This is a genomic window from Pseudomonas sp. HN2, from assembly GCF_020736465.1.
In the GTDB taxonomy this organism is placed as follows: Bacteria; Pseudomonadota; Gammaproteobacteria; order Pseudomonadales; family Pseudomonadaceae; genus Aquipseudomonas; species Aquipseudomonas moraviensis_A.
Map to the genome: position 1 here is coordinate 2894810 of NZ_CP085885.1, position 24371 is coordinate 2919180.

General features: G+C 57.2%; 23 protein-coding genes. 14 read left to right on the forward strand and 9 right to left on the reverse strand.

The genetic code is table 11. The features are described from left to right. Window positions 1-8: 8 nt before the first annotated feature. Together LIS66_RS12645 and LIS66_RS12650 are read right to left on the reverse strand one after the other, a co-directional pair. On the reverse strand, window positions 9-758 hold the full coding sequence (locus tag LIS66_RS12645; protein WP_064361721.1) for a molecular chaperone: 750 nt from the start codon (window positions 756-758) through the stop codon (window positions 9-11). Between the two features lie 69 nt (window positions 759-827). Further along, entirely contained in the window at window positions 828-1433 is a 606-nt protein-coding gene (locus LIS66_RS12650) for a fimbrial protein (protein WP_042609796.1), read from the reverse strand. Window positions 1434-1756: 323 nt separating this feature from the next. Between LIS66_RS12650 and LIS66_RS12655 the strand changes: the two genes are divergently transcribed. The 6 genes from LIS66_RS12655 to LIS66_RS12680 all read left to right on the forward strand — a co-directional run bounded on the left by LIS66_RS12655 (window position 1757) and on the right by LIS66_RS12680 (window position 10495). Continuing rightward, the gene (locus LIS66_RS12655) at window positions 1757-2977 is read left to right on the forward strand and encodes an EAL domain-containing protein (RefSeq protein ID WP_042609797.1); all 1221 of its coding nucleotides are present in this window, start codon (window positions 1757-1759) and stop codon (window positions 2975-2977) included. Between the two features lie 173 nt (window positions 2978-3150). Continuing rightward, window positions 3151-3858: a response regulator transcription factor gene (locus tag LIS66_RS12660; RefSeq protein WP_227974431.1), complete on the forward strand. Its 708-nt coding sequence runs from the start codon at window positions 3151-3153 to the stop codon at window positions 3856-3858. A 7-nt stretch (window positions 3859-3865) separates the two neighbouring features. Continuing rightward, complete coding sequence (locus tag LIS66_RS12665; RefSeq protein WP_227974432.1) at window positions 3866-7498, forward strand: transporter substrate-binding domain-containing protein; 3633 nt, start codon at window positions 3866-3868, stop codon at window positions 7496-7498. A gap of 103 nt (window positions 7499-7601) precedes the next feature. Further along, the gene (locus LIS66_RS12670) at window positions 7602-7979 is read left to right on the forward strand and encodes a type 1 fimbrial protein (protein ID WP_227974433.1); all 378 of its coding nucleotides are present in this window, start codon (window positions 7602-7604) and stop codon (window positions 7977-7979) included. A gap of 340 nt (window positions 7980-8319) precedes the next feature. Then, window positions 8320-8751, forward strand: a complete 432-nt coding sequence (locus LIS66_RS12675; protein ID WP_052512493.1) for a hypothetical protein — start codon at window positions 8320-8322, stop codon at window positions 8749-8751. Between the two features lie 115 nt (window positions 8752-8866). Next, window positions 8867-10495, forward strand: a complete 1629-nt coding sequence (locus tag LIS66_RS12680; RefSeq protein ID WP_227974434.1) for a methyl-accepting chemotaxis protein — start codon at window positions 8867-8869, stop codon at window positions 10493-10495. Window positions 10496-10533: 38 nt separating this feature from the next. Here the strand turns inward: LIS66_RS12680 and LIS66_RS12685 are convergent, their stop codons facing one another. Next, window positions 10534-11115, reverse strand: coding sequence for a hypothetical protein (locus LIS66_RS12685; RefSeq protein WP_227974435.1), 582 nt, complete (start codon window positions 11113-11115; stop codon window positions 10534-10536). A 325-nt stretch (window positions 11116-11440) separates the two neighbouring features. Here LIS66_RS12685 and LIS66_RS12690 point away from each other — a divergent pair, with 325 nt between their 5' ends. Next, window positions 11441-12397, forward strand: coding sequence for a fimbrial protein (locus LIS66_RS12690; protein WP_227974436.1), 957 nt, complete (start codon window positions 11441-11443; stop codon window positions 12395-12397). Here LIS66_RS12690 and LIS66_RS12695 read toward each other — a convergent pair. The 3 genes from LIS66_RS12695 to ppk2 all read right to left on the reverse strand — a co-directional run bounded on the left by LIS66_RS12695 (window position 12392) and on the right by ppk2 (window position 15381). Continuing rightward, on the reverse strand, window positions 12392-12751 hold the full coding sequence (locus LIS66_RS12695; RefSeq protein ID WP_042609803.1) for a response regulator: 360 nt from the start codon (window positions 12749-12751) through the stop codon (window positions 12392-12394). The genes LIS66_RS12690 and LIS66_RS12695 overlap by 6 nt on opposite strands. Before the next feature lie 23 nt (window positions 12752-12774). Then, a complete protein-coding gene (locus tag LIS66_RS12700) occupies window positions 12775-14214 on the reverse strand; it encodes an ATPase domain-containing protein (RefSeq protein ID WP_227974437.1) in 1440 nt (479 codons plus the stop codon). A gap of 249 nt (window positions 14215-14463) precedes the next feature. Further along, window positions 14464-15381: a polyphosphate kinase 2 gene (gene ppk2 / locus LIS66_RS12705; protein WP_227974438.1), complete on the reverse strand. Its 918-nt coding sequence runs from the start codon at window positions 15379-15381 to the stop codon at window positions 14464-14466. Window positions 15382-15558: 177 nt separating this feature from the next. On the opposite strand from ppk2, the gene pstS reads away from it, so the two are divergent. The 6 genes from pstS (at window position 15559) to LIS66_RS12735 (ending at window position 20811) form a co-directional block, all read left to right on the forward strand. Further along, window positions 15559-16590, forward strand: coding sequence for a phosphate ABC transporter substrate-binding protein PstS (gene pstS, locus LIS66_RS12710; protein WP_064361713.1), 1032 nt, complete (start codon window positions 15559-15561; stop codon window positions 16588-16590). Between the two features lie 74 nt (window positions 16591-16664). Continuing rightward, window positions 16665-17630 carry a phosphate ABC transporter permease subunit PstC gene (pstC, locus tag LIS66_RS12715; RefSeq protein WP_042609807.1) on the forward strand — a complete coding sequence of 322 codons (966 nt, stop codon included), beginning with the start codon at window positions 16665-16667 and terminating at the stop codon, window positions 17628-17630. Continuing rightward, window positions 17630-18541 carry a phosphate ABC transporter permease PstA gene (gene pstA, locus LIS66_RS12720; RefSeq protein ID WP_016774590.1) on the forward strand — a complete coding sequence of 304 codons (912 nt, stop codon included), beginning with the start codon at window positions 17630-17632 and terminating at the stop codon, window positions 18539-18541. The genes pstC and pstA overlap by 1 nt, the downstream gene beginning before the upstream one ends. Before the next feature lie 75 nt (window positions 18542-18616). Further along, window positions 18617-19378 carry a phosphate ABC transporter ATP-binding protein PstB gene (gene pstB, locus LIS66_RS12725; RefSeq protein WP_016774591.1) on the forward strand — a complete coding sequence of 254 codons (762 nt, stop codon included), beginning with the start codon at window positions 18617-18619 and terminating at the stop codon, window positions 19376-19378. A gap of 93 nt (window positions 19379-19471) precedes the next feature. Beyond that, window positions 19472-20170: a hypothetical protein gene (locus tag LIS66_RS12730; protein ID WP_042609808.1), complete on the forward strand. Its 699-nt coding sequence runs from the start codon at window positions 19472-19474 to the stop codon at window positions 20168-20170. Beyond that, on the forward strand, window positions 20170-20811 hold the full coding sequence (locus tag LIS66_RS12735) for a hypothetical protein (RefSeq protein ID WP_172667924.1): 642 nt from the start codon (window positions 20170-20172) through the stop codon (window positions 20809-20811). The genes LIS66_RS12730 and LIS66_RS12735 overlap by 1 nt, the downstream gene beginning before the upstream one ends. A gap of 36 nt (window positions 20812-20847) precedes the next feature. On the opposite strand, the gene LIS66_RS12740 is transcribed toward LIS66_RS12735, so the two are convergent. The 3 genes from LIS66_RS12740 to LIS66_RS12750 form a co-directional block, all read right to left on the reverse strand. After that, the gene (locus tag LIS66_RS12740) at window positions 20848-21240 is read right to left on the reverse strand and encodes a RidA family protein (protein ID WP_227974439.1); all 393 of its coding nucleotides are present in this window, start codon (window positions 21238-21240) and stop codon (window positions 20848-20850) included. 233 nt (window positions 21241-21473) lie between these two features. After that, window positions 21474-22505 carry a chorismate mutase gene (locus LIS66_RS12745; RefSeq protein WP_227974440.1) on the reverse strand — a complete coding sequence of 344 codons (1032 nt, stop codon included), beginning with the start codon at window positions 22503-22505 and terminating at the stop codon, window positions 21474-21476. Window positions 22506-22539: 34 nt separating this feature from the next. Then, complete coding sequence (locus LIS66_RS12750; RefSeq protein ID WP_265583236.1) at window positions 22540-23361, reverse strand: NAD(P)-dependent oxidoreductase; 822 nt, start codon at window positions 23359-23361, stop codon at window positions 22540-22542. 148 nt (window positions 23362-23509) lie between these two features. Between LIS66_RS12750 and LIS66_RS12755 the strand changes: the two genes are divergently transcribed. Further along, the gene (locus LIS66_RS12755; RefSeq protein ID WP_122704478.1) at window positions 23510-24370 is read left to right on the forward strand and encodes a LysR family transcriptional regulator; all 861 of its coding nucleotides are present in this window, start codon (window positions 23510-23512) and stop codon (window positions 24368-24370) included. Window position 24371: the final 1 nt, after the last annotated feature.

Consider the following 24371-nt stretch of genomic DNA (forward strand, 5'->3'; position numbering starts at 1 on the left):
CGGGGAAGTTACTGCGCGGAGGCATCTTTCACGCGCTCGGCATGACTTTCGGTGGCGCTCAGTGGTGCGTCAAATCGTTGTTGTGCGCCGTAATCGTTAATGGCTGAAAAACTCAAGCGCGAAGAACCGGCGGGCAGCTCTTTCAGATTGAACGAACGGACTTCGCCGGGAACGATCATTGTCGAATCAATTACCAGCTCCGCTTTTTTTCCAGCAGCGATTTTCAGATCTGCCAGCGATACGTGGTAATTGCTCTGGTTTTTTACTTGCAGCATCGACTTGCCAGCCTGTGTAACCAACTGCCATGCAAGTTGCTCCGGCGCCTTTGCGGCGTCACCGGCGAGTCCGTCCGGGCGGAAGAAAACCTTGATGCGCTGACGCACCGCCAGTTGCAGCGTATTGACATCGGCAGCACTGGCCTGGGGGATTTCCTGCACGTTCAGCCACACCACTGACTCTTTGTCCGCAGGCATGCCGCGGCCCTCATAAAGTATCCTCAGCAGTTGCTGTTGATTGGGCTCGAGTTTGGCCAGCGGTGGGGTTACCGCGAAAGGCGGCGCGCTGCCAGCGGCGTCGCCGGCATCCAGCCACGATTGCGCCAGAATGGTTTGCCCGCCATTGCGCACGGTGACGTTCGCTTCTTTGTGCGCGCCATCGAAAATGATCCGGGTGGAACTCAAGGAAATGCTGGCGAATGCCGAGTGCGTCATCAACACTCCGGCAAGTCCCAGGCAAAGCGGAAAATAGCGACTTAACATAGTGTTCACCGATTAATTCAGGCTGGGAAGGACAGGGCACAGCGGCCCCGTCCAGGTATTGCGCGCTGCTTATTCGTATTCGAGAACGAACGGCAGAGTGGCGTTACCGGTACCTGCAGTAGCAGCGGTCTTGTCGCCGGTGGTGACGTAAGCGGCTGCGAACGACAGGGTGCCGTCGCCGCCAGTAGTGCCGTCGCCAGTCAGGCTGGTCTGCACTTTGGCGGTGGCTTCGGAGCTCAGATCGATCAACTGGCCATTGCTGTCCAGCAGCGCGATACCGACGCCTTTGGCCGCATCGGTACCTTGCAGCTTGAGAACCTTCTTGCCATCAACCAGGCCCGAACCGCCGTTTACGGTTGGTTTGAACAGCATCGAAACCTTGGTACCGGCGTTGCAGTTCACTTTCAGGTTGAAATCGTTGGCAGCCACACGACCGGCGCCCGGGGCAGAATCGGTGCCCATGTCTTTGATCGAAACGCTGCCCATGTCCACGGCAATCATCTTGTCGCTGCCCGAAGCACCATCTACCGAGCAGGCGTCGTTGTTGATAACGCCGGTGAAGCTGATTTGACCGCTGCCGCCCTTGACAGCTTTGGCGGCTTCTTCCGCAGCTTGTGCGCCGGTAGAGGCAGCCAGTACGGAAAGAGTGAGTAGTGCGAAAGCGAACTTTTTCATGTTTATATCCGAAGTTATTGTGAAAGTGCTGCATTGAAATGCCAGGCCATCTTAGGTCTGTGTTAGTTGTAGGTCTTTGAGATTTGTCTTAAAGCGCGACAAGTGCGAGCAAGTCAGCACTATCGCAAGTGCGCAGCTATATTTGCGGTCAATGGTGCGGCGAACTAAATGAGACAATTCTCAAAGTCGTGCAGTTTGTGTCTGGTTAGTATTCGCGGGTGCAGAAAATCTCAGTCAATGCAAAGTTTGTGAGCGGGCGTCCTGCTTGAAAGATGATTCAGACTTTCCACTATTAATGGCTGATAGAAAGAGGTTCCGGGTTTGTGAACACGCTTCGTTTATTGGTATTGGAAGATCACGCCTTCCAGCGCACGGCGGCGGTCAGTGCGCTTAATAGCCTGGGTTACAAAAATATCTTTCAGGCGGCTGACGGCAAGGATGCGCTGGCTGTGATTTCCCAGGCAGGGGGCGTGGACGTTGCGTTGTGTGACCTGAGCATGGCCGGGATGGATGGTTTGACGTTTTTGCGCCTGGCGAGAGAGGCCGGATTGATTCGCGCAGTGATCATCTGCAGTTCGCTGCCTGAAGACTTGTTGCGTACGGTTGACCGGATCGTCACGTTGCAGGGCCTGGAATTGCTCGGCAGTGTCGGCAAGCCGTTGATGGTCGATGTGCTGGCGCCGTTGTTGGCTCGCTACCGGCCGCACACTCAGGTCGATGCCAAAGTGGCGGAAAGTCAGCTCGATCAGCCTTCGGAGAGCGAAGTGCTTGAAGCCATTCGCCGGCAGGAATTTCGCGCGTACTTCCAGCCCAAGTTTCATCTGCGCAGTGGTGAGGTGGATGGCGCCGAAGTGCTGGTGCGATGGCAGAGCCCCAGTCGCGGATTGCTTTCGCCGGGTATGTTCTTGCCAACGATCGAGCGTTGCGGGCTGCTCGACGAAATGTTTTTCAGCCTGCTTACGCAAGGGCTGAGTCTGCAGCGTTTCGTGCAGTCCCACGGCAAACCGTTCAAGCTGGCATTCAATCTTGACGTCACGCAGATGGCCAACCCGAACCTTGTAGACCGGATCAAGGCGCTGTTGCGCATCCACGGAGCCTCGCCAGCCGGGCTCATTTTCGAATTGACGGAAACCGGTCTGCTACAGATGCCCGAGATCAGCATGGAAAACATGGTGCGCCTGCGCATGCTGGGTTTCAGCCTGGCGATCGATGATTTCGGTGTCGGCTATTCTTCGCTGGAGCGCCTGTGTCAGATGCCGTTCAACGAAATCAAACTCGATGCCGGTTTCGTGCAGAATTTCCAGCAGGCTCGCTACAGCGCGGTCATCCACGGTGCGCTGGCCCTGGCGCGCGAGCTGGACATGCGGGTGGTGGCAGAAGGCATCGAAACCGCCGATCAGGTTCACCACCTGGCGCGGCTGGGTTGTCAGTGGGGGCAGGGCTTCTTTTATGCTCGACCCATGAACTGGGCCCATCTGGTCGATTGGCGCTTCGAGGGGCAAAAGTCGTCCTGGCGCCGCGCAATAGGCACATCCGATCGTTGATGCAAGCGGCATTCTGACTTTTGGGACAAAGCCCTATTTCGTCACGCCTTCAAAACACTCATCATGTGCCGAGAAATCAATCAGATGCACCTGAATGCTTCGGTGATGCCCGGGATTTGCTGCGGTTGCCAAGTGCTGATGGTCCTCCAACACTCTTCATCATGGAGCTGTTCATGCATTGGTCAGTCGTGAATCCGTTACGCGTTGCCATCCTTGATGATCACTCGCTCATACGTCTGGCGATGAAGTCGCGGCTGACGCGCGAAGCCGAGTTCAGTGTCGTAGGTGTGTATGGCAGCAGCGCGCAGTTGCTCGCCGGATTGCGCGAGGTCGACATCGACCTGCTGATCCTCGACTACAAGCTGCACGACGGAGAGCTGGACGGGCTCAATCTGATCCGCCTGCTGCGCAAGCAATATCCGGACATGCGCATTCTCGTTTCGTCCTCTGAAGAGCGCCCGGCAGTGGTGAACATGGCGATCGGGGCGGGCGTCAGCGGATTCTTCGGCAAGTCGCAGTCGGTCGATGACCTGATCACCGCCATCCGCAGTGCTGCGTCCGGGCAGTTGTACCTGTCGCCGGAAATGGCCTTCGAGCTCGATGTGCTGCCTGCGTCGGTCGATGAACCTGCCGGTGCCAATGACGACGGCGCGGCGCACAGCGACGATTTCCTCAGCAATCCTCTGCTGTCACCGAAAGAGAAAGAAGTCTTGCGCTGCTGCCTGGAGGGAATGGGAGTGACGCAGATCGCTTTGAAGTTCTCGCGCAGTCGCAAAACCATCAGCGGGCAAAAACAGGCCGCTTTCAAAAAGCTTGGCATTCGTGGTGATGCAGAGCTGTTCAAGTTGCAGCACAGCCTGACGGCGGACAACCAGGGATAACTCGCTTATGTTTCATCTGTTGCGCGGTGTTTTGCTAGCCAGTGTGCTTTTCGTGTTCGGTAGCGGGTTGTTGTGGGCAGCAGAGCCGCGCACTCTGCAGGTGTTCGGTCGATCGGACTGCAAGGAGCTGCAGCTCGATCTGGCCAATGAAGACTGGAGTTGGCTGCGGCAGAAGCGCAGTCTGGTGCTGGGCTCGGCGCTTCCGGATTTCCCGCCCTATGTCATGACCGCCAGCGGTACACGTTACGAGGGGATTGCCGCCGACATCGCCTGCATTATCGGCCAGGCCTTGCACGTCGAAGTTACCGTCAAGGCTTATCCCGACCGTCGCGACGCCATGGCGGCGCTCGAGCGTGGCGACATCGACATGTTGGGCAGCTCCAACAGTTTCGAGTTGATCGATGGCCTCGTCACGCTCAGCAAACCTTATGTCGAAGACGTGCCGGCGATGTTCATGCGCGGCGATGATCGGCGACCGATGCCGGCCAATCTGGCCGGTTTGCGTATTGCGGTTGCCGACGATTACCTGCCTTCCAGTCAATTGCACGGGTTGTATCCCAACGCCGAGTTCGTGCTTTTTCCATCGAACGAGCTGGCACTGGCTGCGCTGGCCTTTGGCAAAGTCGATCTGTTCCTGGGCGACACGGTGTCCAGCAATTATCTGATCAACCTCAACTACTTTAACTATGTGCGTCTGCACTCTTTCGTCAAAACCCAAACCAGCGGTTTCAGCTTCGCCTTGCGCCGAGGTAATGATCAGCTGCTGCGTCTGATCGACTCGGTCATCGAGTCGATGGGTGAGGGGAAGATAGGCGAGATCACCAAGCGCTGGTCCGGCGGCGGCGGGGCGCTGACCACCAAACGTATTGACCTGACACCCGGCGAGGCACGCTGGCTTGAGCTGCACCCGGTGGCGCGGTTTGTGATCAATGACGATCAGGCACCGTTTGCGTTCTTTGATGGCGATGGCAATTTTGGCGGGATCGGCGCTGATCTGTTGGAGCTGATTCAGCGCCGCACCGGTTTGCAGATCGATGTAGAACGCACTGACAGTTTTTCCAGCCTGAGCACGCGTCTGCTTGATGGCAGCGCCGATATCTCGCTGCTGACGCCAACCGTCTCGCGTGAAGTCGGCATGCGTTTCACTCATCCGTTTCTCGCCAGTCCCTTCGTGATCGTCACTACCAAGGATGCAGGCGCGCCTTCAAGCCTGCAGGAACTGCGCGGCAAGCGTGTCGCGGTTCCCGAAAGCTCGGCGGAGCGCGAGCTGCTCAAGGATTATCCCGACATCGAGATCGTCGACAACGAAACAGTGCTGGGCGCGCTGGCTGACGTGAAAGACGGGCGGGCAGACGCGATGATTACCACGTTGCACAGTGCGCGTTATTACATCGCTCACATTTATAGCGACAGTTTGCGCATCTCCAACATCGTCGGCATGAACAAAGGGTTCCTCGCCTTTGCCGCCCGGCGCGCCGATACCGAACTGGTCAGCATTCTGAACAAGGCGCTGCTGAGCATTCCGCCAGACGAGCTGGACGTGATCCTCAACCGTTGGCGTCCCATCGCAGCGTTCTCGGGACTGTCGTGGCGCGACTACAAGGCGTTGATCTACCAGATCAGCGCTGGCGCCTTCCTGATTATCCTGGGATCGCTGGCGTGGAATTTCTATATCCGCCGGCAGATCCGCGAACGCAGTCGTGCAGAGCGTTTGCTTGGCGATCAGCTGAAGTTCATGGGGGCGCTGATCAACGGCACGCCGCATCCCATTTACGTTCGTGATCGGGAAGGTCGACTTGTCACCTGCAATAACAACTATCTGCAAACCTTTGGCCTGATAGAAAAGGATGTGATCGGCAAGACCGTGCTCGAAAGCGGCAAGCGCAATCGTCAGGAGGCGTTGCAATTTCACGACGACTACCTGCGCGTCATCGAACAGGATGAACCTTACGAGGTGGATCGCACGCTGCATGTCGGTGATACACGGCTGATCATTTACCACTGGATCCAGCCTTATCACGACACCGCGGGTGAGGTCAGGGGCGTGATCTGCGGCTGGATCGACATCAGCGAACGGCGCGAACTGATCGAGGAATTGCGTGCGGCGAAAGAGCTGGCTGACGAGTCGAGCCGCGCCAAAACCACGTTCCTGGCGACCATGAGCCACGAGATCCGTACGCCAATGAGTGCCGTGATCGGCATGCTCGAACTCACCCTCAAGCGTGCCGAGCAGGGCCACTTCGATCGACCGGCGATTGAAGTGGCGTACGATTCGGCGAAAGGTCTGCTGGAACTGATCGGCGATATCCTCGACGTGGTACGCATCGAGTCCGGCCATGTCAGCCTTTCGCCGAAACGTGCCAACCTGCGCGAATTGGTCGAATCCGTGGCGCGGGTGTTCGACGGCCTCGCCAGGCAGAAGAGCCTGGTGTTGAAGCTCGACATTGACGCGACTGTCGGCTGTGACGTGCTGGTTGATCCGATGCGCTTTCAGCAGGTGCTCTCGAACCTGGTGGGCAACGCGATCAAGTTTACCGACACCGGTCATGTCAGCGTCTCGATTCGTGGTCAACGCCTCGCTGACGAGCGTTTGCAGGTCGACCTCAAAGTCGAGGACACCGGCATCGGCATTTCCAGTGCCGATCTGCAGAACCTGTTCCAGCCGTTTTCGCAAGCCAATCACGGCCCCTCGAACAGGGGCGGCACCGGTCTGGGACTGGCCATCTCACGTTCGTTGTGCGAATTGATGGGCGGGCGGCTGAATATCACCAGTACGTTGGGCAAAGGCACCTGCCTGGAAGTGTCGCTGTTCTTCAACATTCTCAGCCCGCTCGGCGGCAAGGTGCTGCCTGTTTCGGTTATTCAGGACAAACCGGTTCCGACACTCAGGATCCTCGTAGTCGATGACCAGAGCGCCAACCGCTTGCTACTCACGCAGCAGCTGAGTTTCCTTGGCCAGGCGGTGCGTGATGCTGCCGATGGTGCCCAGGCCTTGGCGTTGTGGCGCTCGGAGCCGTTCGACATTGTGATCACCGACTGCAACATGCCGGTCATGAACGGCTATGAGCTGGCCCGCACCATTCGCCAGGATGAGCGCGACAGTGGTGGCGCACCGTGCATTGTGCTGGGCTTTACAGCCAACGCGCAGCCGGAAGAAAAAGTGAAATGCCGAGAGGCGGGCATGGATGATTGTCTGTTCAAACCGATCAGCCTCAGCACCTTGTCGACCATGCTTGCCGGCTGGGAAAAAAATCTTGAACCCGAGCCGGTTGAAAGTCCGCCTGCGGCGACTGTCAAGGAGCTGGGTTCGATCCGCGAGCGTCTTGACGAGCTCACCGGCGGTGACCTCGACATGATGAAAGAACTGCTGCGCGAGGCGCTGTCGAGTTGCGAAAAGGACTTGGAGGAGTTGCATTCGCTGATTCCCGAAAGCGATCCCGGGCTGTTGGCTGACCTGGCGCACAGAATCAAGGGCGCGGCGCGGATTGTGGCCGAACATCAGGTCATCGAGGCGTGTAACGAGCTTGAGGCCGAGTGCGAAGCGCCGGTCATCGATCCATTGGATATCAATCGCAGCGCGCTGAAGCTGGAGCACGCACAGGCTGATCTGATCAAGAAAATCAAACGGGTCGAGCTGTAACCGTATCGAGGCAGGGCCATGCTGACTGGCCTTGCATGGAAGCGGACGTTAAAGATCATTTTGCAACGGGCGATACCTTGGTTAATAACCATGGAGTTTCGCGATGATCATTCGACGTCCTTTATTGATTGCCTGCCTTTGCCTGCTCGGTGTCGACACCGTCAGCGCAGCCCAGTCCGCGCCGGTCAGCGGAGTGATTCGCTTCAGCGGACAGATTGTCGAGACGAGTTGCATGGCGAGTGGCAGCAGCCATTTTTCTGTCGAGCTGCTTGACTGCCCGCAGGCAAGCACCGGGCAGATCTTCACGGTGAAAAGCGTCAGTGCGGCAGGGCGGGGTGAGCCGCGCCAGCAAGTGTTCGTGAAAATGATTGCCGATACCCATGAACAGGAAAAATACTACGACCAGCGTCTGCTACTGACAGACAACAAGGGCCACCAGATAACGACCGGTAATTACGTCGTGACGATGACGCTGCCTTGATGGCTTGGAAAGAATGAATCTGCGCCCCTTGTTTCAAGGTTACTGACAAAAAGGGGCGTCACTAATGAGAATTGTCTGGTTCGTGCAGAACCGTCCCGCGCTTCAGGCTCGCCTCCGCCCTCCCGCGTCACAGAATCCCTCCTTCAACACCACTTGAACCAGGCCGCGCCAACGTTAGCGTGGGCTGTCATCAAGGTGCGGGTTACGTTCAGCGATTCCCCGCCGCCATTTTTGAGACAAGTCTCATATCAGACAGATTGGCCCTTGGTTATTTTCTTGAAAGGAAGAATGGAGCTGCCAAAGGTGTCCGATGTTTCTTGAAAATAACCGAAGTCGATCCTTGCGGATCCTGATCGCCGACAGCGACGTGCGCAGAGGCCAGTCGATCGAACAGCAGTTCAACAAGCTGGGCTGTCTCAGCGTGTTGAACGTGTGTACTTATCGCGACCTGAGAATACTGACGTATTACTGCCCCCAACGGTTGAGCCTGGTCGTCGTCAATGCTGAGCTGCTCAGCGAGATGGCAATGGATCCGCTGGATTTTTTCGGGGAAAACCCGCTGATTCGTCATCTGCTGATTTTCAACCCCAGTGATGATCATCAGTGGTCGAAGACCTTCTTCAACCCGCATCCGCAACGCTGGATGCGCCTGGTCTCGAAAATCAATCTGCCGCGCCTGGCGGATTTTCTGATGCTGGCCGATCCGGCGCTCAAGGAGCTTGCGGAGCCGGCCTCGCCCGACTCCACGCTCTCTTCGTGCGCGAACCGCTAGCTGCTGCACCTTCCCGCGATGATCCATGTTCGCGCTGAGGCGCTATTGCCCAGCGCCTGCTGCGCTGCCCACTCGTTTGCCCCATTGTCTTGAATACACTCTAAGGTAAGGCATCATGCTGCTTCGTAAACTCAATCTCGCGCCGCGTTCGGCGCTGTGTTTCGGCTTGTTCTGTCTCATGATTATCGCGATCGGACTGATCGCCCTGCAGCAAGTCGACTTGCTCAACAAGGCAGAAACGTACGTTGAGACCACGATCGTGCCGAGCATCAAACTGCTCGGCCAACTGGATCGTGAGTTCATCGAAATCAAGGGTAATAACGCCCGCTTGCGCAATCCCATCGAAACCCCCGAGCGCAAGGCGCAGGCGCTGATGGACATTCAGCAGTCCCGTCAACTGATCAAGAAACATCAGCGAGCGCTCATTGATCTGCTGGCCACCGACGCTGGGCGCGAGGCGTTCGAGGAGTTTGCCAAAGCGCAAAAGATCAATGATCTTGCGCAGGACCAGTACCTCGAAACAGTGGCGAGCGGGCAGCTCGAGGCGGCCATCGCGCTGTCCAAGAATCAGATGCGTGTTGCCTCGGACGGCGTACAGGTCGCACTCAAGAAGCTGATCGCGCTGAACGAGATCCAAGCCTATGAGGCGGGCAAGCAGGCCGACAATGTCTACGAACACACGCTGTTGATCGTCAGTGTGTTCATCATCATTGCCATCGGTGCTTCGTTGGCCCTGGCCGTGTTGTATACCCGCAGCCTGACGGTGCCAATTGCAGGCTCGCTGAGGGTGGCGGAATGCATCGCCGCCAATGATCTTAGCGAAACCATTGCGCTCGATGGCTCCGATGAAGCGGCGCAGATGCTGTCGTCGCTGGCGGCGATGCAGGCCAGTCTGCGCGATGCGCTGATCATGATCCGCGACTCGTCCACCCAACTGGCTGAAACCTCGGAGGTCATGCACGGCGTTACGGAAGATATCTCGCGTATCACTCAGCGTCAGAGCCATGAAATCGAAATGGCTGCCACCGCCGTCACTGAAATGAGCGCAGCGGTGGAGCAGGTGGCGGACAACGCCGCATCGACCTCGCAACTGACCTCGGAATCCAGTGCCGCTGCCATTGCCGGTCGAACCCGGGTCAGTGAAACGGTCGCAGCAATCAATCTGATGGTCTCCAGTGTGCACAACACCTCGGCTGAGGTGCAGGCGCTATCGACCATGGCGAGCGATATCAGCAGCGTGCTGGACGTTATCCGCGAGGTTGCCGAACAAACCAATCTGCTTGCCTTGAACGCAGCGATCGAAGCGGCGCGGGCGGGGGAGGCGGGCCGTGGCTTTGCCGTGGTCGCGGACGAGGTCAGAGGGCTGGCCCAGCGTACGCAGAAATCGACCGAGGACATTGAATCGATGGTCAGCTCCATTCAGTCGGGCACCAGCCGTGCGGTGTCTTCAATGAGCCACACGCGTTCGCAGGCTGAAAGAACGCTGGAAATGGCCAATATTGCCGGCGAAGTGCTGACCGACATTACTGGCTCACTGAATCTCATCAATGAGCGAAATCTGCTGATGGCGACCGCAGCCGAAGAGCAGGCTCAGGTTGCGCGTGAAGTGGATCGCAGCCTGATCAGCATTCGCGACCTGTCCAGTGAAACCGCAGAAGGATCGAAACAGACGGCTGTTGCATCGGCGGAGCTTTCGCAACTGGCGGCATCGCTGAATAAGTTGACCAAGGAATTCAAGCTTTAACACGTTAACGGGAAGCCCTGATTGCCAGGGCTTTTTAATCAGTGCTTGATCGGTGAAGTGAGGTCTTGCGCATCCGGTTCGTCATTTTGAGCTGGCGATGCGGTTTGTGCTGTCAGCTGTTCAATACAGGTGGCGAGTTGTCTTTCATAGCTTTCGAGCACCGCTTCGGCTTCAGCCTCGCGCTCATCGCGCAAGCGGAAGAAGTCGTCGCGACTGAGTTGGTCCGCTACGAGTCGGATATTTTGCTCGATGATCGCGCAGAGTGAGTCTTCATCCTCTAACGCCGCGCTGATTTGTGCTGCGCGTTGAGTGTTTTCGAGTTCGGTCTTTGCCGCCTCGGCGGCCTTCGCCTGTTCCTTCGCGGTAAGCAGGTCGGTTTCCAGGGCCTGCTTTTGTTTCGTCAGACGCTTGAGTTCAGCGGTCATTGACTGGATGGTATCGGAGCGTTGTGTGAGCTGGATCTCCTGCTGTTGCACCACGGCCTTCAGTGGAAACAGATTGTTGAGCTCATAACCGGCGACGACAGTCATGGCGATCAGCGCCAGTGCAAGAATCGTCAGGCAGTAGAGGGCGGCGTTGCTGTGGGGTTTTGCGCTATTGAGGGTATCGAGGGCTCTCACGGAATCGGTTCTCCTATCAAGAACAGTCAGTGTAATGGCCGAGTGTCACTGTGCCTTTAAGACGAGTCTTAAATTGGGCTTTAGTTATTTGCGCTGCGAAAGTGTGATACTAAACAGCGTTTCTGTTTGTAGACTTTTCAGGTTTGGCAGGGTGGTTATTAATCTATGAGAATTGTCTTGTTATTGAATAAATAAATTTTTGCTCAAGTGTTCTTTTTTTATTATCTTCTCGTTCCGGTCGTGGTGATATTCCTGCCAATTAAATAGGTGTGGCTACGTCAGCCATTCAGTTGTTTGCACGCTAGGTAGAGTCAGAGAGAGTGTTATGAAGTTATGCCGTGTATTAATTGTCGGGCTCTTGTATATGTTGTCGTCAAACGCAATGGCGGCGATCTGCGAATTTTATCCGGACAATTCCATGGGCAATATGCAGGTTATCCTGCCGGCCACTCTCTCGGTACCACGTGACGCGCCGAATGGCACGGTTATTTATGAAAGCCCTATCGTGACGCTGGGTCCCATTCCCAGTTCTTTCAGGTGCTCCGCAGTGCACAATGAAGGTGTACGCAATAATGTCGGCATTACTCAGCCGGGCGTGGAGATTTTTCCTATCGGGAATACCGGAATCGGCTGGCAATGGGTCCGACCGCCATCGGGGAAAGCGTGGAAGGGCTTTCCAGGAACTACCGACACTGCTGGCGGTTGGGGTTGGAATGGTTCTGAGCACATCTTGCGTTTTGTAAAGACGGGCACTATTTCCGGCAGTGCGACGATACCTTCAGGCCAACTGGGGACATTTGTCGCTGCTGAAATCGAGCCTTTGGCAATGAATACCAGCGGCACACGAATCGTCTCGCAGTCTTGTGAAACACCTGATGTGAAAGTGGATATGGGTAGCTACACCATGAGCGATTTTTTGCAGAACGGTGACTATGCCAAGGAGAAATACTTCTTTCTTGATATGAAAAACTGTCCTCCTGGAATCAATAACTTCAGGTTCTCCTTTTCGCCCACTGCGGGCAGCCCTGCGTGGAGTGCTGATACCGGCGTGGTAAACCTCAACAGTAACTCGACTGCCAAAGGGCTGGCGTTGCAAATGCGCTTCAGTGACAGAAAGATACTCAAACTGAACCAGAATTACATAATGAAAGCGCCAACATCGAGCGGCGGTAATGCATCCGTTTCCTTGCAAGCTCGTTTCGTGCGCATTGAACCTTCCAATGCGCAAATGAGAGCGGGCGATGCCAATGCCGAAATTGCCTTTGTGGTCGAGTATCTATGAGCCCAACAGCTTCTTCACCTCACCCACAATCACCGCAATATCAAAAGGCTTGGGCACCACGACATCAAAAAGATCCGAGCGCTGCATGCCGATATGCGCCTGCGCGCCACTCATCAGGATGATCGGCAGATGTTTGACGGAGGGCTGGGCACGCACGGCTTCGGCGAATTCGAGGCCGTCCATGACCGGCATCATGAAGTCAGTAATAACCAGGGCCGGACGTTCTCTTTCCAGCACCTCGAGAGCTTTTTTGCCATTGCTCGCGGTCACAGTCATGAAGCCCTCATCCTCAAGCGCAAAGCCAAGAATGTCAGCAATCAGATACTCGTCGTCGACTACCAGGATGGTGGTCATGTCATTTCAACCCGCTTGAAGACTTACGAAATCGAACCAGGCAATGACTCAGCTGCGACTGAAGGTTCATTTTTCAAAGCCTTTTCCAGGAACACATCTTGATCACGGATAACCACCTCGAACCGCGACGGGTTGTAGGAGCTATCACGTATCTTGAGAATGGAAAGCGTCCTGTGAAGTTCAGCGTGATTTTCAAAGAACCGCATGAGCATCAGGTTGTCGACAATACTGGACAGGTCAGAGGTCGGTGCGCTGACTTCGGAACCGAACAAATCGCGCATTTCCCAGGAGGCGAACACCGTGACGCCTCTGGATCGCAGCTCGTTCATCAGTGCACTGAAAAAGTCGGTGATGCGTTCCGGGGTGGTAGAAACCCGCGTCATGCCGCTGAGGCTATCGATAAACAGGCGCTTGATGCCTTTTTCATCGACCAGGCTCAGCAGGCGTGCGCCGAGGCCGTCCAGCAAGCCTTCGGTGGTCGGCTGCCAGGCAATGCTCAGCGCACCGCTGTGTTCCATTTGTTCGATATCGATGCCCAGCGAACGGCCTTTGAGGCGCAGCCGCTGCGGGCTTTCATAGAAACCGAAATGCAGGCCCGGCGCTTCCGGCGTCGACTGCGCGATGAACTTCAGACCCAGGGTGGTCTTGCCGATCCCCGAAGGACCCATGACCAGCGTCACGCTGGAGCTGTGCAAGCCGCCTCCGAGGATGTCGTCCAGCGAGGCAATGCCGCTTGGGATGCGCGTCATGTCCGCGCTGTCCGGGGCGGACGGGCGTTTGTACAGCGTTTCCAGGCGAGGGTAGATCACCAGGCCGCTATCGGTGATTTCACATTCGTGGACACCGGTCAACGCGCCGCTGCCGCGGGTCTTGCGCAAATGAATGCGCCGTACCGAGCGGGTACCGAACAGCTCTTCGCCCATTTCGATGACGCCGTCGACCATGGTGTGCTCGGGGCTGCCGTCGTCAAGGCGCGAGCTGGTGAGAAACAGCACGGTGCAACCGGCAAACGCCGCATGGCCTTGCAGTTCGGAGATGAATTTTTTCGTGTCGATCGGCGAATCGGCTTTGGATCGCGCATTGAGCAGGCCGTCAACGACCATGACGGTCGCCTTCTGCCGGGTGATTTCGCGGCGAAGCAGCTTCACCACCTCATCGAGGCCTTCGTTTTCCAGCGTGTCGAATGCGCTGACAAACTGTATTTCGGCGCCAACACGCGAGGCGTCGAAGAAGCTCATGGTCGACAGGAACTGAAACAGCCGGTCGTGGGATTCGGCCAGCAACGTGGCGACCAGAACACGACCGCCGTTACGGGCATGATGAAACCCGAGCTGATTGGCAAGGATGGTCTTGCCGGAACCCGGGCGCCCTTGAATGATGTACGAAGCACCCGCGACAAGGCCTCCCTGAAGCAGCGCGTCGAGTCCTTCGATCCCGCTTTGAAGGCGTTTTAGCTTTTCCACAATGCGACCCTGATCTGAATAAACAGGCTTGTTCAGCCGAATGGTTTAAATGCTAACGCCATTTCCGGTTGAGGGCCATTAAGGTTGAGGGAAAGTAGCGTTTTTACAACGTGAGCCTGACGAGCGATTGCTCGCGATCAGGGAGTAGGGACACCCGCCGCACGGGAAGATTCGATTTTCACATCCCGGAAACGACAAAGCCCCGAATAACCGGGGCTTTGTCGTTCCGCGTGCTCGATCGGGCCAAGCCTAATAGACCTGAGGCACAATGATTTCCGGTGGTGTGGGAACGCGCGAATAGTCCTCCTGCCTGACGCGTTGCGGCAGTTCGATTACCGGCAGTTCCACCTCTTCGTACGGCATCTGCCCGAGCAGATGATGGATGCAGTTGAGCCGGGCTTTCTTTTTATCGTCAGCTTGTACCACCCACCACGGCGCTTCGGCGATGTGCGTGCGTTCAAGCATGATTTCCTTGGCCTTGGTATAGGCTTCCCAACGCCTGCGGGACTCCAGATCCATGGGGCTGAGCTTCCACTGCTTGAGCGGGTCATGGATACGGCTGAGAAAACGCAGGTGCTGTTCCTGGTCGGAAATGGAGAACCAGTATTTGATCAGCTGGATACCGGAGCGGGCGAGCATGCGTTCGAATTCCGGTACCGTACGAAAGAATTCCTCGTACTGGTATTCATTGCAGAACCCCATCACTTGTTCCACACCCGCGCGGTTGTACCAGCTACGGTCGAACAACACGATTTCACCCGCCGCCGGCAGGTGCGAGACGTAGCGCTGGAAGTACCACTGAGTGCGTTCGCGGTCGTTGGGGGCGGGTAGGGCGGCGACCCTGCAGACCCTGGGATTCAGGCGTTGGGTGATGCGTTTGATGACACCGCCTTTACCAGCGGCGTCCCGTCCTTCGAACAGGATCACGACTTTGTGGCCCGTCTTGACCACCCAGCTCTGCAGCTTTACCAGTTCGCCTTGCAGGCGGAACAGTTCGCTGAAGTAAGTCCTTCGCGCATCCTTCTCGGGATCCTCTTGCACATGCTCATCGAACAATGAGTTGAGGTCATGGCCGTCTTCGGATAATTCAAGTTCCAGCTCTTCGTCACTGTGATCAAGCAGCTCACGGTGGATGCGCTGTATTAGCGTGTCGTCTGTGGGGAACATGGCAGGGGCTCGCGGCTGAGGATGGCAAAGTGTTAGGCACATTTTGTTACGAACCCATTACATCCATGTGCGCCGCTGCGGTGAGGGCAGGAGGGTACCGTTTGCCACCTCGCTTTCATGAAAACGTCACAAAACTGCTGCAGAGTTCGGGAGCCCGTAATCACTAGGTGTCATTTAATGAAACGTTCGATGAAGTCTGCTGCACTCGCCATTGCGGTATCTCTTTGTGCCACCTCGGCCTCCTTTGCAGCAGAAAATGTTCGCCTGACGGGGTCAGGAGCTAGTTTCCCGGCACCGATCTACCTGACCTGGTTCAAGGATTTCAGCAAGAAATCCGATGGCGTCACTGTGGATTACCAATCCAAGGGCAGCGGCGCGGGCGTACAGGATTTCTTGAACAAAACCGTAGATTTCGCTGCCAGTGACTCGGCAATGAAAGACGAAGATATCGCCAAGGTCGCCGAAGGCGTGCAGTTGCTGCCGATGACTGCCGGGGAAATCGTGCTGGCCTACAACCTGCCGGGCAATCCCAAGGGTCTGAAGCTGCCACGCGAGGTGTATTCCAACATTTTCCTGGGCAAGATCACGCGCTGGAACGATCCGCAGATCGTCGCTGCCAACCCGGACCTGAAACTGTCCGATACGCCGATCACGGTTGTCGTGCGTGCAGATTCCAGCGGTACGACCGCGGTATTCACCAAGCACCTGGCAACCGTCAACGCCGAGTTCAAGCAGGCGCTGGGTGAGGGCAACACCGTCAACTGGCCGGCCAGTGACAAGTTCATCAAATCGCCGAAAAACGATGGCGTAACGGCTACCGTGCGCCAGACGCCGGGTGCGATTGGTTACATCGAATATGGCTTCGCCAAACTCGCCAAGGTCGACTTTGCCCAGTTGCAGAACAAGGCTGGCAATTACGTAGTGCCAAACGCCGAAAGCGGTGCCGAGGCCCTGGCGGCGGTGAAAATGCCGGAAAACCTGGTGGCCTGGCTGCCTGATCCGGACGGTGCCAAGTCCTATCCGATCACCTCTTATACCTGGATGATTTTCCGCAAGGACAATGGCAACCCGGCCAAGGCCAAGGCTATGCGTGAAATGGTCGAATACAGCCTGACCGAGGGGCAGAAGATTGCCGATTCGATGGGCTACATCCCGTTGCCGCAATCGGTCGTCGAACAGGTTCGCAAAGCGTCCGCCAACATTCAGTAACGCCGTGAGGTCTATCTCGGCGTGTGCGTCTACGCCACGCCGGGAGAGTTTCCCCCCTGTTCCGGACTTAGCCCATGAACAAACCTTTTGTCGTACCGGTTAATCCCGACTCTGCCTGCCAGCCACCCTCGACGAAGGATTTCCTGGTGGATCGCACCTTTCGCGCGCTGGCGCGAATCGGCGTGGTGCTGATTCTTGCGCTGGTATTTGCGCTGGTGTTCGAAGTCGGACGCAAGGCACTTCCCGGTATGGAGAAGCACGGCTTCGATGTGCTGCTGGGCAGCGTGTGGGACGTCAACCAAGGCAAATACGGTATCCTGCCGGCCATCTGGGGCACGCTCTACAGCGCCTTCATCGCTTTGCTGATCGCCGGTTTCTTCGGCGTGAGCATGGCGATTTTCCTGACCCAGGATTTCCTGCCGACCAAGCTTGCTGCGCTGTTTCGGACCATCGTCGAACTGCTGGCAGCCATTCCCAGCGTGGTCTATGGCCTGTGGGGGATCTACGTGGTGATCCCGGCGATTCGGCCGCTGACGACCTGGTTGAACAGCGAACTGGGCTGGATCCCCTTTTTCGGCACATCCCTGAGCGGTCCAGGCCTGCTGCCCGCAGCGCTGGTGCTGGCGATCATGATTCTGCCGACGATTGCCGCCGTGTCGCAGGACGCGCTGACGGCTGTGCCGATGAAAACCAAACAGGCCGCGTACGGCATGGGCACTACCCATTGGGAAGCGATTCTCAAAGTGATGGTGCCTTCGGCGGCCACCGGCATTTTCGGTTCTCTGGTGCTGGGCCTGGGGCGCGCGCTGGGTGAGACGATGGCGCTGGCCATGCTCGTCGGCAACGCCAACAACATTTCCCTCTCGCTGTTTGCCCCCGCCAACACGCTTGCCGCTCTGCTGGCGCTGAATTTCCCTGAAGCCGGGCCGAACGAGATCGAGGTGTTGATGTACGCCGCGCTGGTGCTGATGCTGATTACGCTGATCGTGAACATCTTCGGTTCGATGATCATGATGTACGCCCAACGGGGTAACAAGTGATGACTGACCTGACCGCAGCAACCGACCTGACTGCGCCGACAGGCGCGATGCCCAGCTTGCAACGCAGGTTCGAAGGCCGCGCGCTGCGCAGCCTGATCCTGACCACCCTGGTCTGGGCAGGTGCTCTGCTGGCCAGCGTGCCGCTGATTTCCGTGCTCTACATGCTGATCACCCGCGGTGGCGCGCGCCTGAACCTGGAAGTCTTCACCGAACTGCCACCGACCGGCTTCGAGATGGGCGGCGGTTTTGGCAACGCGATGGCAGGTACCTTTGTAATGGTCGGTATCGCGGCAGCGATCGCGGTGCCGGTCGGGATCATGGCGGCGATCTTCCTGGCTGAGCTGGGGCCGGACAGCAAACTGGGCAACGCCGCGCGTTTCGCCGCGAAGATGCTCACGGGCCTGCCGTCGATCCTGGCAGGGGTGTTCGCCTATGCCCTGGTGGTGATGACAACCGGCACGTATTCGGCACCGGCGGGTGGCGTGGCACTGGCGGTCCTGATGCTGCCGATCGTCGTGCTGACCGCGGAAGAATCGATGCGGATGGTGCCCAAGATCATGAAAGATGCCGCTTATGGCATGGGCTGCACTCGCTCGCAGGTTATCTGGAAAATCATCTTGCCGACCGGCATGCCGGCGATCCTGACTGGCGTGATGCTCGCCGTGGCGCGTGCCGCAGGCGAGACGGCACCGCTGTTGTTTACCGCGCTGTTCAGCAATTACTGGATCTACCACCAAGGCAATCTCGACGTCATGAACCCGACTGCCTCGCTGGCGGTGCTGATCTACAACTTCTCCGGCATGCCTTTCGATAACCAGCTCGAGCTCGCATGGGCGGCCTCGTTGGTGCTGGTGATGATCGTGCTGTTCGTGAACATCATCAGCCGTATTTTCGGCAAGCCCAAGTATTAAGAACGGGAGCAACTGATTTTGAACGTATCCACTGCGCAAATAGCCGCTCCGTTTGTCACCCAGGCGCCTGTAGTCATGGACTGCAAACTGGACAAGATTTTCTACGGGAATTTCATGGCGGTACGTGACAGCCACGTGCCGATCGAGAAAAACAAGATCACAGGATTCATCGGGCCCTCAGGCTGCGGCAAGAGCACCGTGCTGCGTAGCCTCAACCGGATGAACGACTTGGTGAAGGGGTTTCGTTTCGAGGGCCATGTGCATTTCCTCGGGCAGGACGTCTACGGCAAGGGTGTCGATCCGGTGGTCGTGCGCCGCTACATCGGCATGGTGTTTCAACAGCCAAATCCGTTTTCGATGAGCATCTTCGACAACGTTGCGTTTGGTCTGCGCCTCAATCGCTACAAGGGCGATATCGGCGATCGCGTCAAGCATGCGCTGCAAGGCGCCGCGCTGTGGGATGAAGTCAAGGACAAGCTCAAGGTCAGCGGCCTGTCGCTCTCCGGTGGTCAGCAACAACGCCTGTGTATCGCCCGTGCAATCGCCACCGAGCCGGAAGTCCTGCTGCTGGATGAGCCTTGTTCGGCACTCGACCCGATCGCTACCCGACGGGTCGAAGAATTGATGGTCGAGTTGAAGAAGGACTACACCATCGCACTGGTGACCCACAACATGCAGCAAGCCATCCGTGTTGCTGACACCACGGCGTTTTTCTCGGTGGATATTTCCCAGGGCACGCGCACGGGCTATCTGGTCGAGATGGGCCCGACGGCGCAGATCTTCGACAATCCGCGGGAACAGATGACCGGCGATTACATCAGCGGCAAGTTCAGCTAAGTCACAGCACCGGTCACGGCCGCCTACCTGCACAAGCCAAATGGATTTGGCGGGCACCGGCGGACATTCACCAAGAGTTTCCAAGGAGCTCCAATGCCTGCCAAGCACCGTCTTGATTTGCCTGCGATTGAACGCGCACTGCGTGACGTGCAGAGCCGTTTCGCCGAGCTCAGCCGGCACTTCACCGAGCCCCGAGACCCGTTCACTGACGAAGTCCTGAACAATGTGCTTGAAGGTTATGCGTTGGTTGACGAATATGTTGCCCGCGGGGTCGACCTGTTCGATCTGCAGCAACTGAACCTGATGCTGGAGATCAATGCCACGGTGCTGTGTGGCCGGGATCCGGCACGCCGGCTCGAATACGCCCAGCATCTGGCAGCGACTGAGGCGCACTTCTTCAACAATGTTGAGGGAGGCATCAAGGACTTGTACAACTGGTATTGCGCGTACCGCAGTGAATCGGTCTGGAAGCGTGCAGCGGGGGTCTACGTACGGATTCTCAGCAAGCCGCAGCTGTTTATCGAAGGCAATAACCGCAGTGGCTCGCTGATTGTCAGCTACCTGCTGATGCGGGCGGGGCTGCCTCCGTTCGTGCTGACGCTTGAAAACGCCGAGGGCTATTTCAACCCGTCCTCGGTCATCCGCAACTCCGCCAAGCATGGCGTCAAGGCGTTGTACGAATTGCCCAAGATCAAGAAAAAATACGCAGCATTTTTAGAAGAACAGGCGCCTGAACCAATGAAGTTCTTTCTCAAAGACAAGCCCCTGCCTGTCTCCCAGGGTGGCCATTGATGAGCGGGGCTCCAGCATTGGCCAAATGCAGAACCTTCGCCAGCCGGGCAGGGCAGGTCATCCGCTGCGCTCTGCCACAGCTGTTCAGGCGTCAGCGCATACGAATTTCGTTCGATATCGATGACACGCTCGCTTGCCAGCTCCACCACTGCGCAGTCGAGAAAAGCCGACTTCCCGCCTGTATTCATCGTTGGCTGGGTGAGCCGTTGCGCATGGGCACGCGATCGCTGATCCGCGAGCTGCGCCGCCAGGACTGCAGCATCTGGGTCTACACCTCATCCGGGCGCACGCCGTCCTATATCAGGCGCTGGTTGGCGCTGTACGGTATCCGCGTCGACGGCGTGGTCAACAGCGTGCTGCACAACCGTGCCCTGACGGCGCACGGGATGTCGAATGCGCCTTCAAAATATCCACCAGCGTTCGATATCGACTTGCATGTCGATGATTCGGAGGGCGTGCAGCTTGAAGGCAAGGATCATGGCTTCCGGGTGGTCGTGGTGCATCCCGAGGATGATCGCTGGGCGCAGAAAGTGCTGGATTCGGTGGCCAAGGTCCAGGCGCAGCTCGCTTGGCAGCAGATGTTCAGACATAAAAAGCCGGTGCCACAACGGGCGGAGACGTTCTTTGAGCCGCTTGGCTGAGCGAGTACGCGTTGGCTATCTGGACAGCAGCGCTCGTTATCGCTCTACGGCGACGCATTTGATCTCCACGAGAAGGCCAGGTCGAGCCAACTCACTGACACCAATGCAGGTCCATGCACAAGTGCTTCTCGGAAAGACTTTATCCTTTACGCGTCTGAAAATTGGCATGTGACGGTGCATGTTGACGTGGTAAGTTGTCATTTCTACGACATCTTCAAATTTACAGCCACCTGCCTCCAAGACGATCCGGAGATTGTCCCATGCAGCTAAAAACTGCTGCTCAGGTTCTTCAATGACGGATAATTCCGGCGTCCTGCCTACCTGACCCGCGCAGTAGAGAGTTTTTCCTACCTTTACTGCTGGTGCATAACCAGCACGCTCGCAGATCAATCTCATGCCATCTGGAACAATGATCTGACGGTCAGTCATGATTGCGGAGCCCCAAAGTTAGAACGGTTACGAAAGCTAACTCAGGGGCCAGAGCCGCGTCCACTCAGTTCACTTCTCATCTATTAATCAACCCCACAGGTGCTTTTAGCCGCTGCTGAGTCTTTTTGAACTCATTACCTAATGTGGCTACCTCGATCGATGCAAAAGGCGCGAGCCGGTAGCGTTACTGATCAGAAGCATTTCGATGGTTGGTTCGCTGCTAGGCTGGCTCGTCAGTTCGTGTCGTCATCACCTTGAAATATATCTGCGTAAAGTCGCGCGACTGTAGGGGTAAGGTTATGACCGGCAGGAATGAGAAAGTCGGCGTGTGGTGCGAGCCGTTTTACGTAGATGACTTCGTAAACCCTGCGCACGATTCCAGGTGCTGTTTCTTCCCGGTCCAGGCCAGGCATTATCCCTACCGCTTTGTAACCGGCTTGCTCCAGTGCTTGTTGCATATACGGCGTGCGGGTTGTTGCCATGCCATAGATCAGCCCCGCGCCCATGAACGTGCCGATTTTTTCTCCCAGGTCCTGGGCCGCAACGGCCAGTCTGGCTAGTCTGTGCGGTTTGGCTACCGCGCCGACCCGCCCGAAAATAACGTCAGCACCGTCAATTTTTTCCCACGTGGCGATAGCGACAATCTCATCGTTCTGGCGGACGACGGTAGCGAATATGCCTCGATCCGGATCGTCTTCGAGCACCACGTTGTCTGCGTAGAACTGCTGGTCCAGAAACGGGCTTGCCAACCCCACCGAAATGGAGGGAAACCATGTCCGGAAAAAATCTGTCGCGACATTGATCTCCTCACGTTTCAGGTAATCCCAACTGTAGCCATAGGGTAAATCGGTGAAGCTGCGAATTTGCTCGATCGTTGGCCATTTCATGCGGTTCTGCTCGTTTGTCTGATTGCTTCGATAAGTGGCGCCGGGGTCAGCCCCGAGGGGTGGGGTTATTGGGGGTGTCGGGGCATGCCTGGCGGCGATCTGCCTGTGGCGCTCGACCACTTCGCCAATGACCAACTGCATCAGCCTCTGCACGATGGCCGTATCCAGCTCAGCCTCCTGAGCAAGTGCTGCCAGACGCTGGTATTGCTGCTGCTCTCTGGCCTCGTCTACCGCAGGCAACTGATATCGGGCCTTGAGCAATCCGACCTCATCGGTACAGCGAAACCGTTCCGCGAGCAGGTGGATGAGGGCGGCGTCGATATTGTCGATGGTTTTCCTGAATGTTGAGAGTTGACGCGCGATGTCGGAGTTTTCCATGAATGACCTCGTGACAGGTGTTCGAAAGAGCTTCTCAATGATTCGTCTGCTGAACGAAAACCGACCAGTCCTTGTCGCCATCCCCCCTGGCTACCGCCGACTTCATTTTCAATCGAACGGCATCCGCCGCTGGCAACTCCAGCCCTTTGAGACGACCCGCATCGATCGCCAGATTCATATCCTTGAGGCCAAGCGACAGTTTGAATCCCGGTTCAAAATTGCTGCTGACGATGTTGTGCCCATAACGTTGATAACTGGGGCAGGCGAACAGGGTCTGGGTCATGAGCTTGATGAAAATCGAAGGGCTCAGTCCGTGGCGTTGAACGAGTCCGCTGGCTTCGCCCAGAGACTGGATGGCTTGGGTGATCATCATGTTGCCGGCGATTTTCGCGATACAGGCCTGTTCAGGTTGATCGCCCAGATACCAGGTTTTTTTCCCGAGCAGGTCGAGCAGCGGTTGGACGGTCGAGACAGCGGCCTGCGATCCGGCCGCCAGGATATTCAACTCGCCCTTGGCCGCCACGGCGGGCACGCCGAAAACCGGCGCCGCGATCAATGGCATGCCGACGGCTTCATGTTCTCGCTGCAACTCCAACATCAGCGAAGGCGACAAGGTCGACATCACGACATGCACGCAAGCTTCGTCTGCAGTTTCCAGAACAGCGCTGGAGAGCAGCACTTGCCTGACGGCGGCGTCATCGGCCAGAAGAGTGATGACTACCTCTTGCTGGAACGCCGAGGCCGGCGTTTCGATAACGCTGATGCCTTCGAGATCCTTGATCGCCGCGTGACTGCGGTTCCATGCCGAGACGTGATGGCCAGCGCGGACGAGCAGTGGAATGATCGCTCTGCCCATGCTTCCCACTCCGATAAAACCAATCTTCATTTGCAGTCTCCGGTTGGTATTCGACGACGGTGAATGCAGACAAGTATGTCGGGCACGGGATTGCTACGGCACTGCCATTGCTGCACTCTCACTGTTCATTTTTGTAAGGGGGCAGAGCATGGACTGGAGTGATGTGCGGGTCTTTCTCGCGATTGCCCGCAGCGGGTCATTGGGGGCTGCCGCCAAGCTGTTGGGGGTCAGCCATCCGACCGTGGGGCGGCGCTTGCAGGTGCTGGAACAGTTCAGTGGCCAACCCGTTTTCCTGCGTACCAACCAAGGTCTCGTGTTGACCGACAGCGGCGAGAAGCTCCTCAGCCTCGCGCAGGAAATGGAGCAAAGTGCGTTGGCCATCGAAAGGCGCCTCGCGGGGGACAGCGCACAGCCCGAAGGTGTGCTGCGCATTTCCTGCGCTGACTGGTTCGCCTGTTATGTGCTGGCCCCGGTGCTGAGTGAACTGGGCCGGCGTTATCCATTGATCGTGCCCGAGGTCATTGCCGGGCATCGATTGTTTGATCTGGCTCGCCGCGACGCCGACATCGCGTTTCGAATCGTTCCGTTCACCGAACCCGATATCGTGCACCGCAAGCTGATCTCCCTGACTTACGGGTTATACGCAGCCGTTGGATCTGCTGACCCTGAGCCACAGGGCGCCGGGCTGGGTCTGATCACCATGAGTGTTGCCCAGTCCCATTATCCCGATGTGCAGTGGCTGCAGCAGCGTTACCCTCTGGCGCGTACCGTGTTTACCAGTAGCAGTCGCACAGTCCAGGCGCAAATGTGTGCGCAGGGGCAGGGCGTCGCGGTATTGCCCCGCGCTTTGGGCGACCAGTTGACGGCGCTGCGTCTGATCGATTCAGATGAACCGCCACCAGGCCGCGACATTTGGATGGGCTACCATCAGGACATGCGCCAGATGGACAGTCTGCGCGCGCTTGCCGACCTGGCCTCCGTCATGATTGGCACTCAGGCAGGCGGTTGAT

Coding starts and splice junctions, on each gene's coding strand:
- LIS66_RS12645 (WP_064361721.1), bottom strand. CDS start 758: ATGTTAAGTCGCTATTTTCCGCTTTGCCTGGGACTTGCCGGAGTGTTG.
- LIS66_RS12650 (WP_042609796.1), bottom strand. CDS start 1,433: ATGAAAAAGTTCGCTTTCGCACTACTCACTCTTTCCGTACTGGCTGCC.
- LIS66_RS12660 (WP_227974431.1), top strand. CDS start 3,151: ATGCATTGGTCAGTCGTGAATCCGTTACGCGTTGCCATCCTTGATGAT.
- LIS66_RS12665 (WP_227974432.1), top strand. CDS start 3,866: ATGTTTCATCTGTTGCGCGGTGTTTTGCTAGCCAGTGTGCTTTTCGTG.
- LIS66_RS12670 (WP_227974433.1), top strand. CDS start 7,602: ATGATCATTCGACGTCCTTTATTGATTGCCTGCCTTTGCCTGCTCGGT.
- LIS66_RS12680 (WP_227974434.1), top strand. CDS start 8,867: ATGCTGCTTCGTAAACTCAATCTCGCGCCGCGTTCGGCGCTGTGTTTC.
- LIS66_RS12690 (WP_227974436.1), top strand. CDS start 11,441: ATGAAGTTATGCCGTGTATTAATTGTCGGGCTCTTGTATATGTTGTCG.
- LIS66_RS12695 (WP_042609803.1), bottom strand. CDS start 12,751: ATGACCACCATCCTGGTAGTCGACGACGAGTATCTGATTGCTGACATT.
- ppk2 (WP_227974438.1), bottom strand. CDS start 15,381: ATGTTCCCCACAGACGACACGCTAATACAGCGCATCCACCGTGAGCTG.
- pstS (WP_064361713.1), top strand. CDS start 15,559: ATGAAACGTTCGATGAAGTCTGCTGCACTCGCCATTGCGGTATCTCTT.
- pstC (WP_042609807.1), top strand. CDS start 16,665: ATGAACAAACCTTTTGTCGTACCGGTTAATCCCGACTCTGCCTGCCAG.
- pstA (WP_016774590.1), top strand. CDS start 17,630: ATGACTGACCTGACCGCAGCAACCGACCTGACTGCGCCGACAGGCGCG.
- pstB (WP_016774591.1), top strand. CDS start 18,617: ATGGACTGCAAACTGGACAAGATTTTCTACGGGAATTTCATGGCGGTA.
- LIS66_RS12730 (WP_042609808.1), top strand. CDS start 19,472: ATGCCTGCCAAGCACCGTCTTGATTTGCCTGCGATTGAACGCGCACTG.
- LIS66_RS12735 (WP_172667924.1), top strand. CDS start 20,170: ATGAGCGGGGCTCCAGCATTGGCCAAATGCAGAACCTTCGCCAGCCGG.
- LIS66_RS12740 (WP_227974439.1), bottom strand. CDS start 21,240: ATGACTGACCGTCAGATCATTGTTCCAGATGGCATGAGATTGATCTGC.
- LIS66_RS12745 (WP_227974440.1), bottom strand. CDS start 22,505: ATGGAAAACTCCGACATCGCGCGTCAACTCTCAACATTCAGGAAAACC.
- LIS66_RS12750 (WP_265583236.1), bottom strand. CDS start 23,361: ATGGGCAGAGCGATCATTCCACTGCTCGTCCGCGCTGGCCATCACGTC.
- LIS66_RS12755 (WP_122704478.1), top strand. CDS start 23,510: ATGGACTGGAGTGATGTGCGGGTCTTTCTCGCGATTGCCCGCAGCGGG.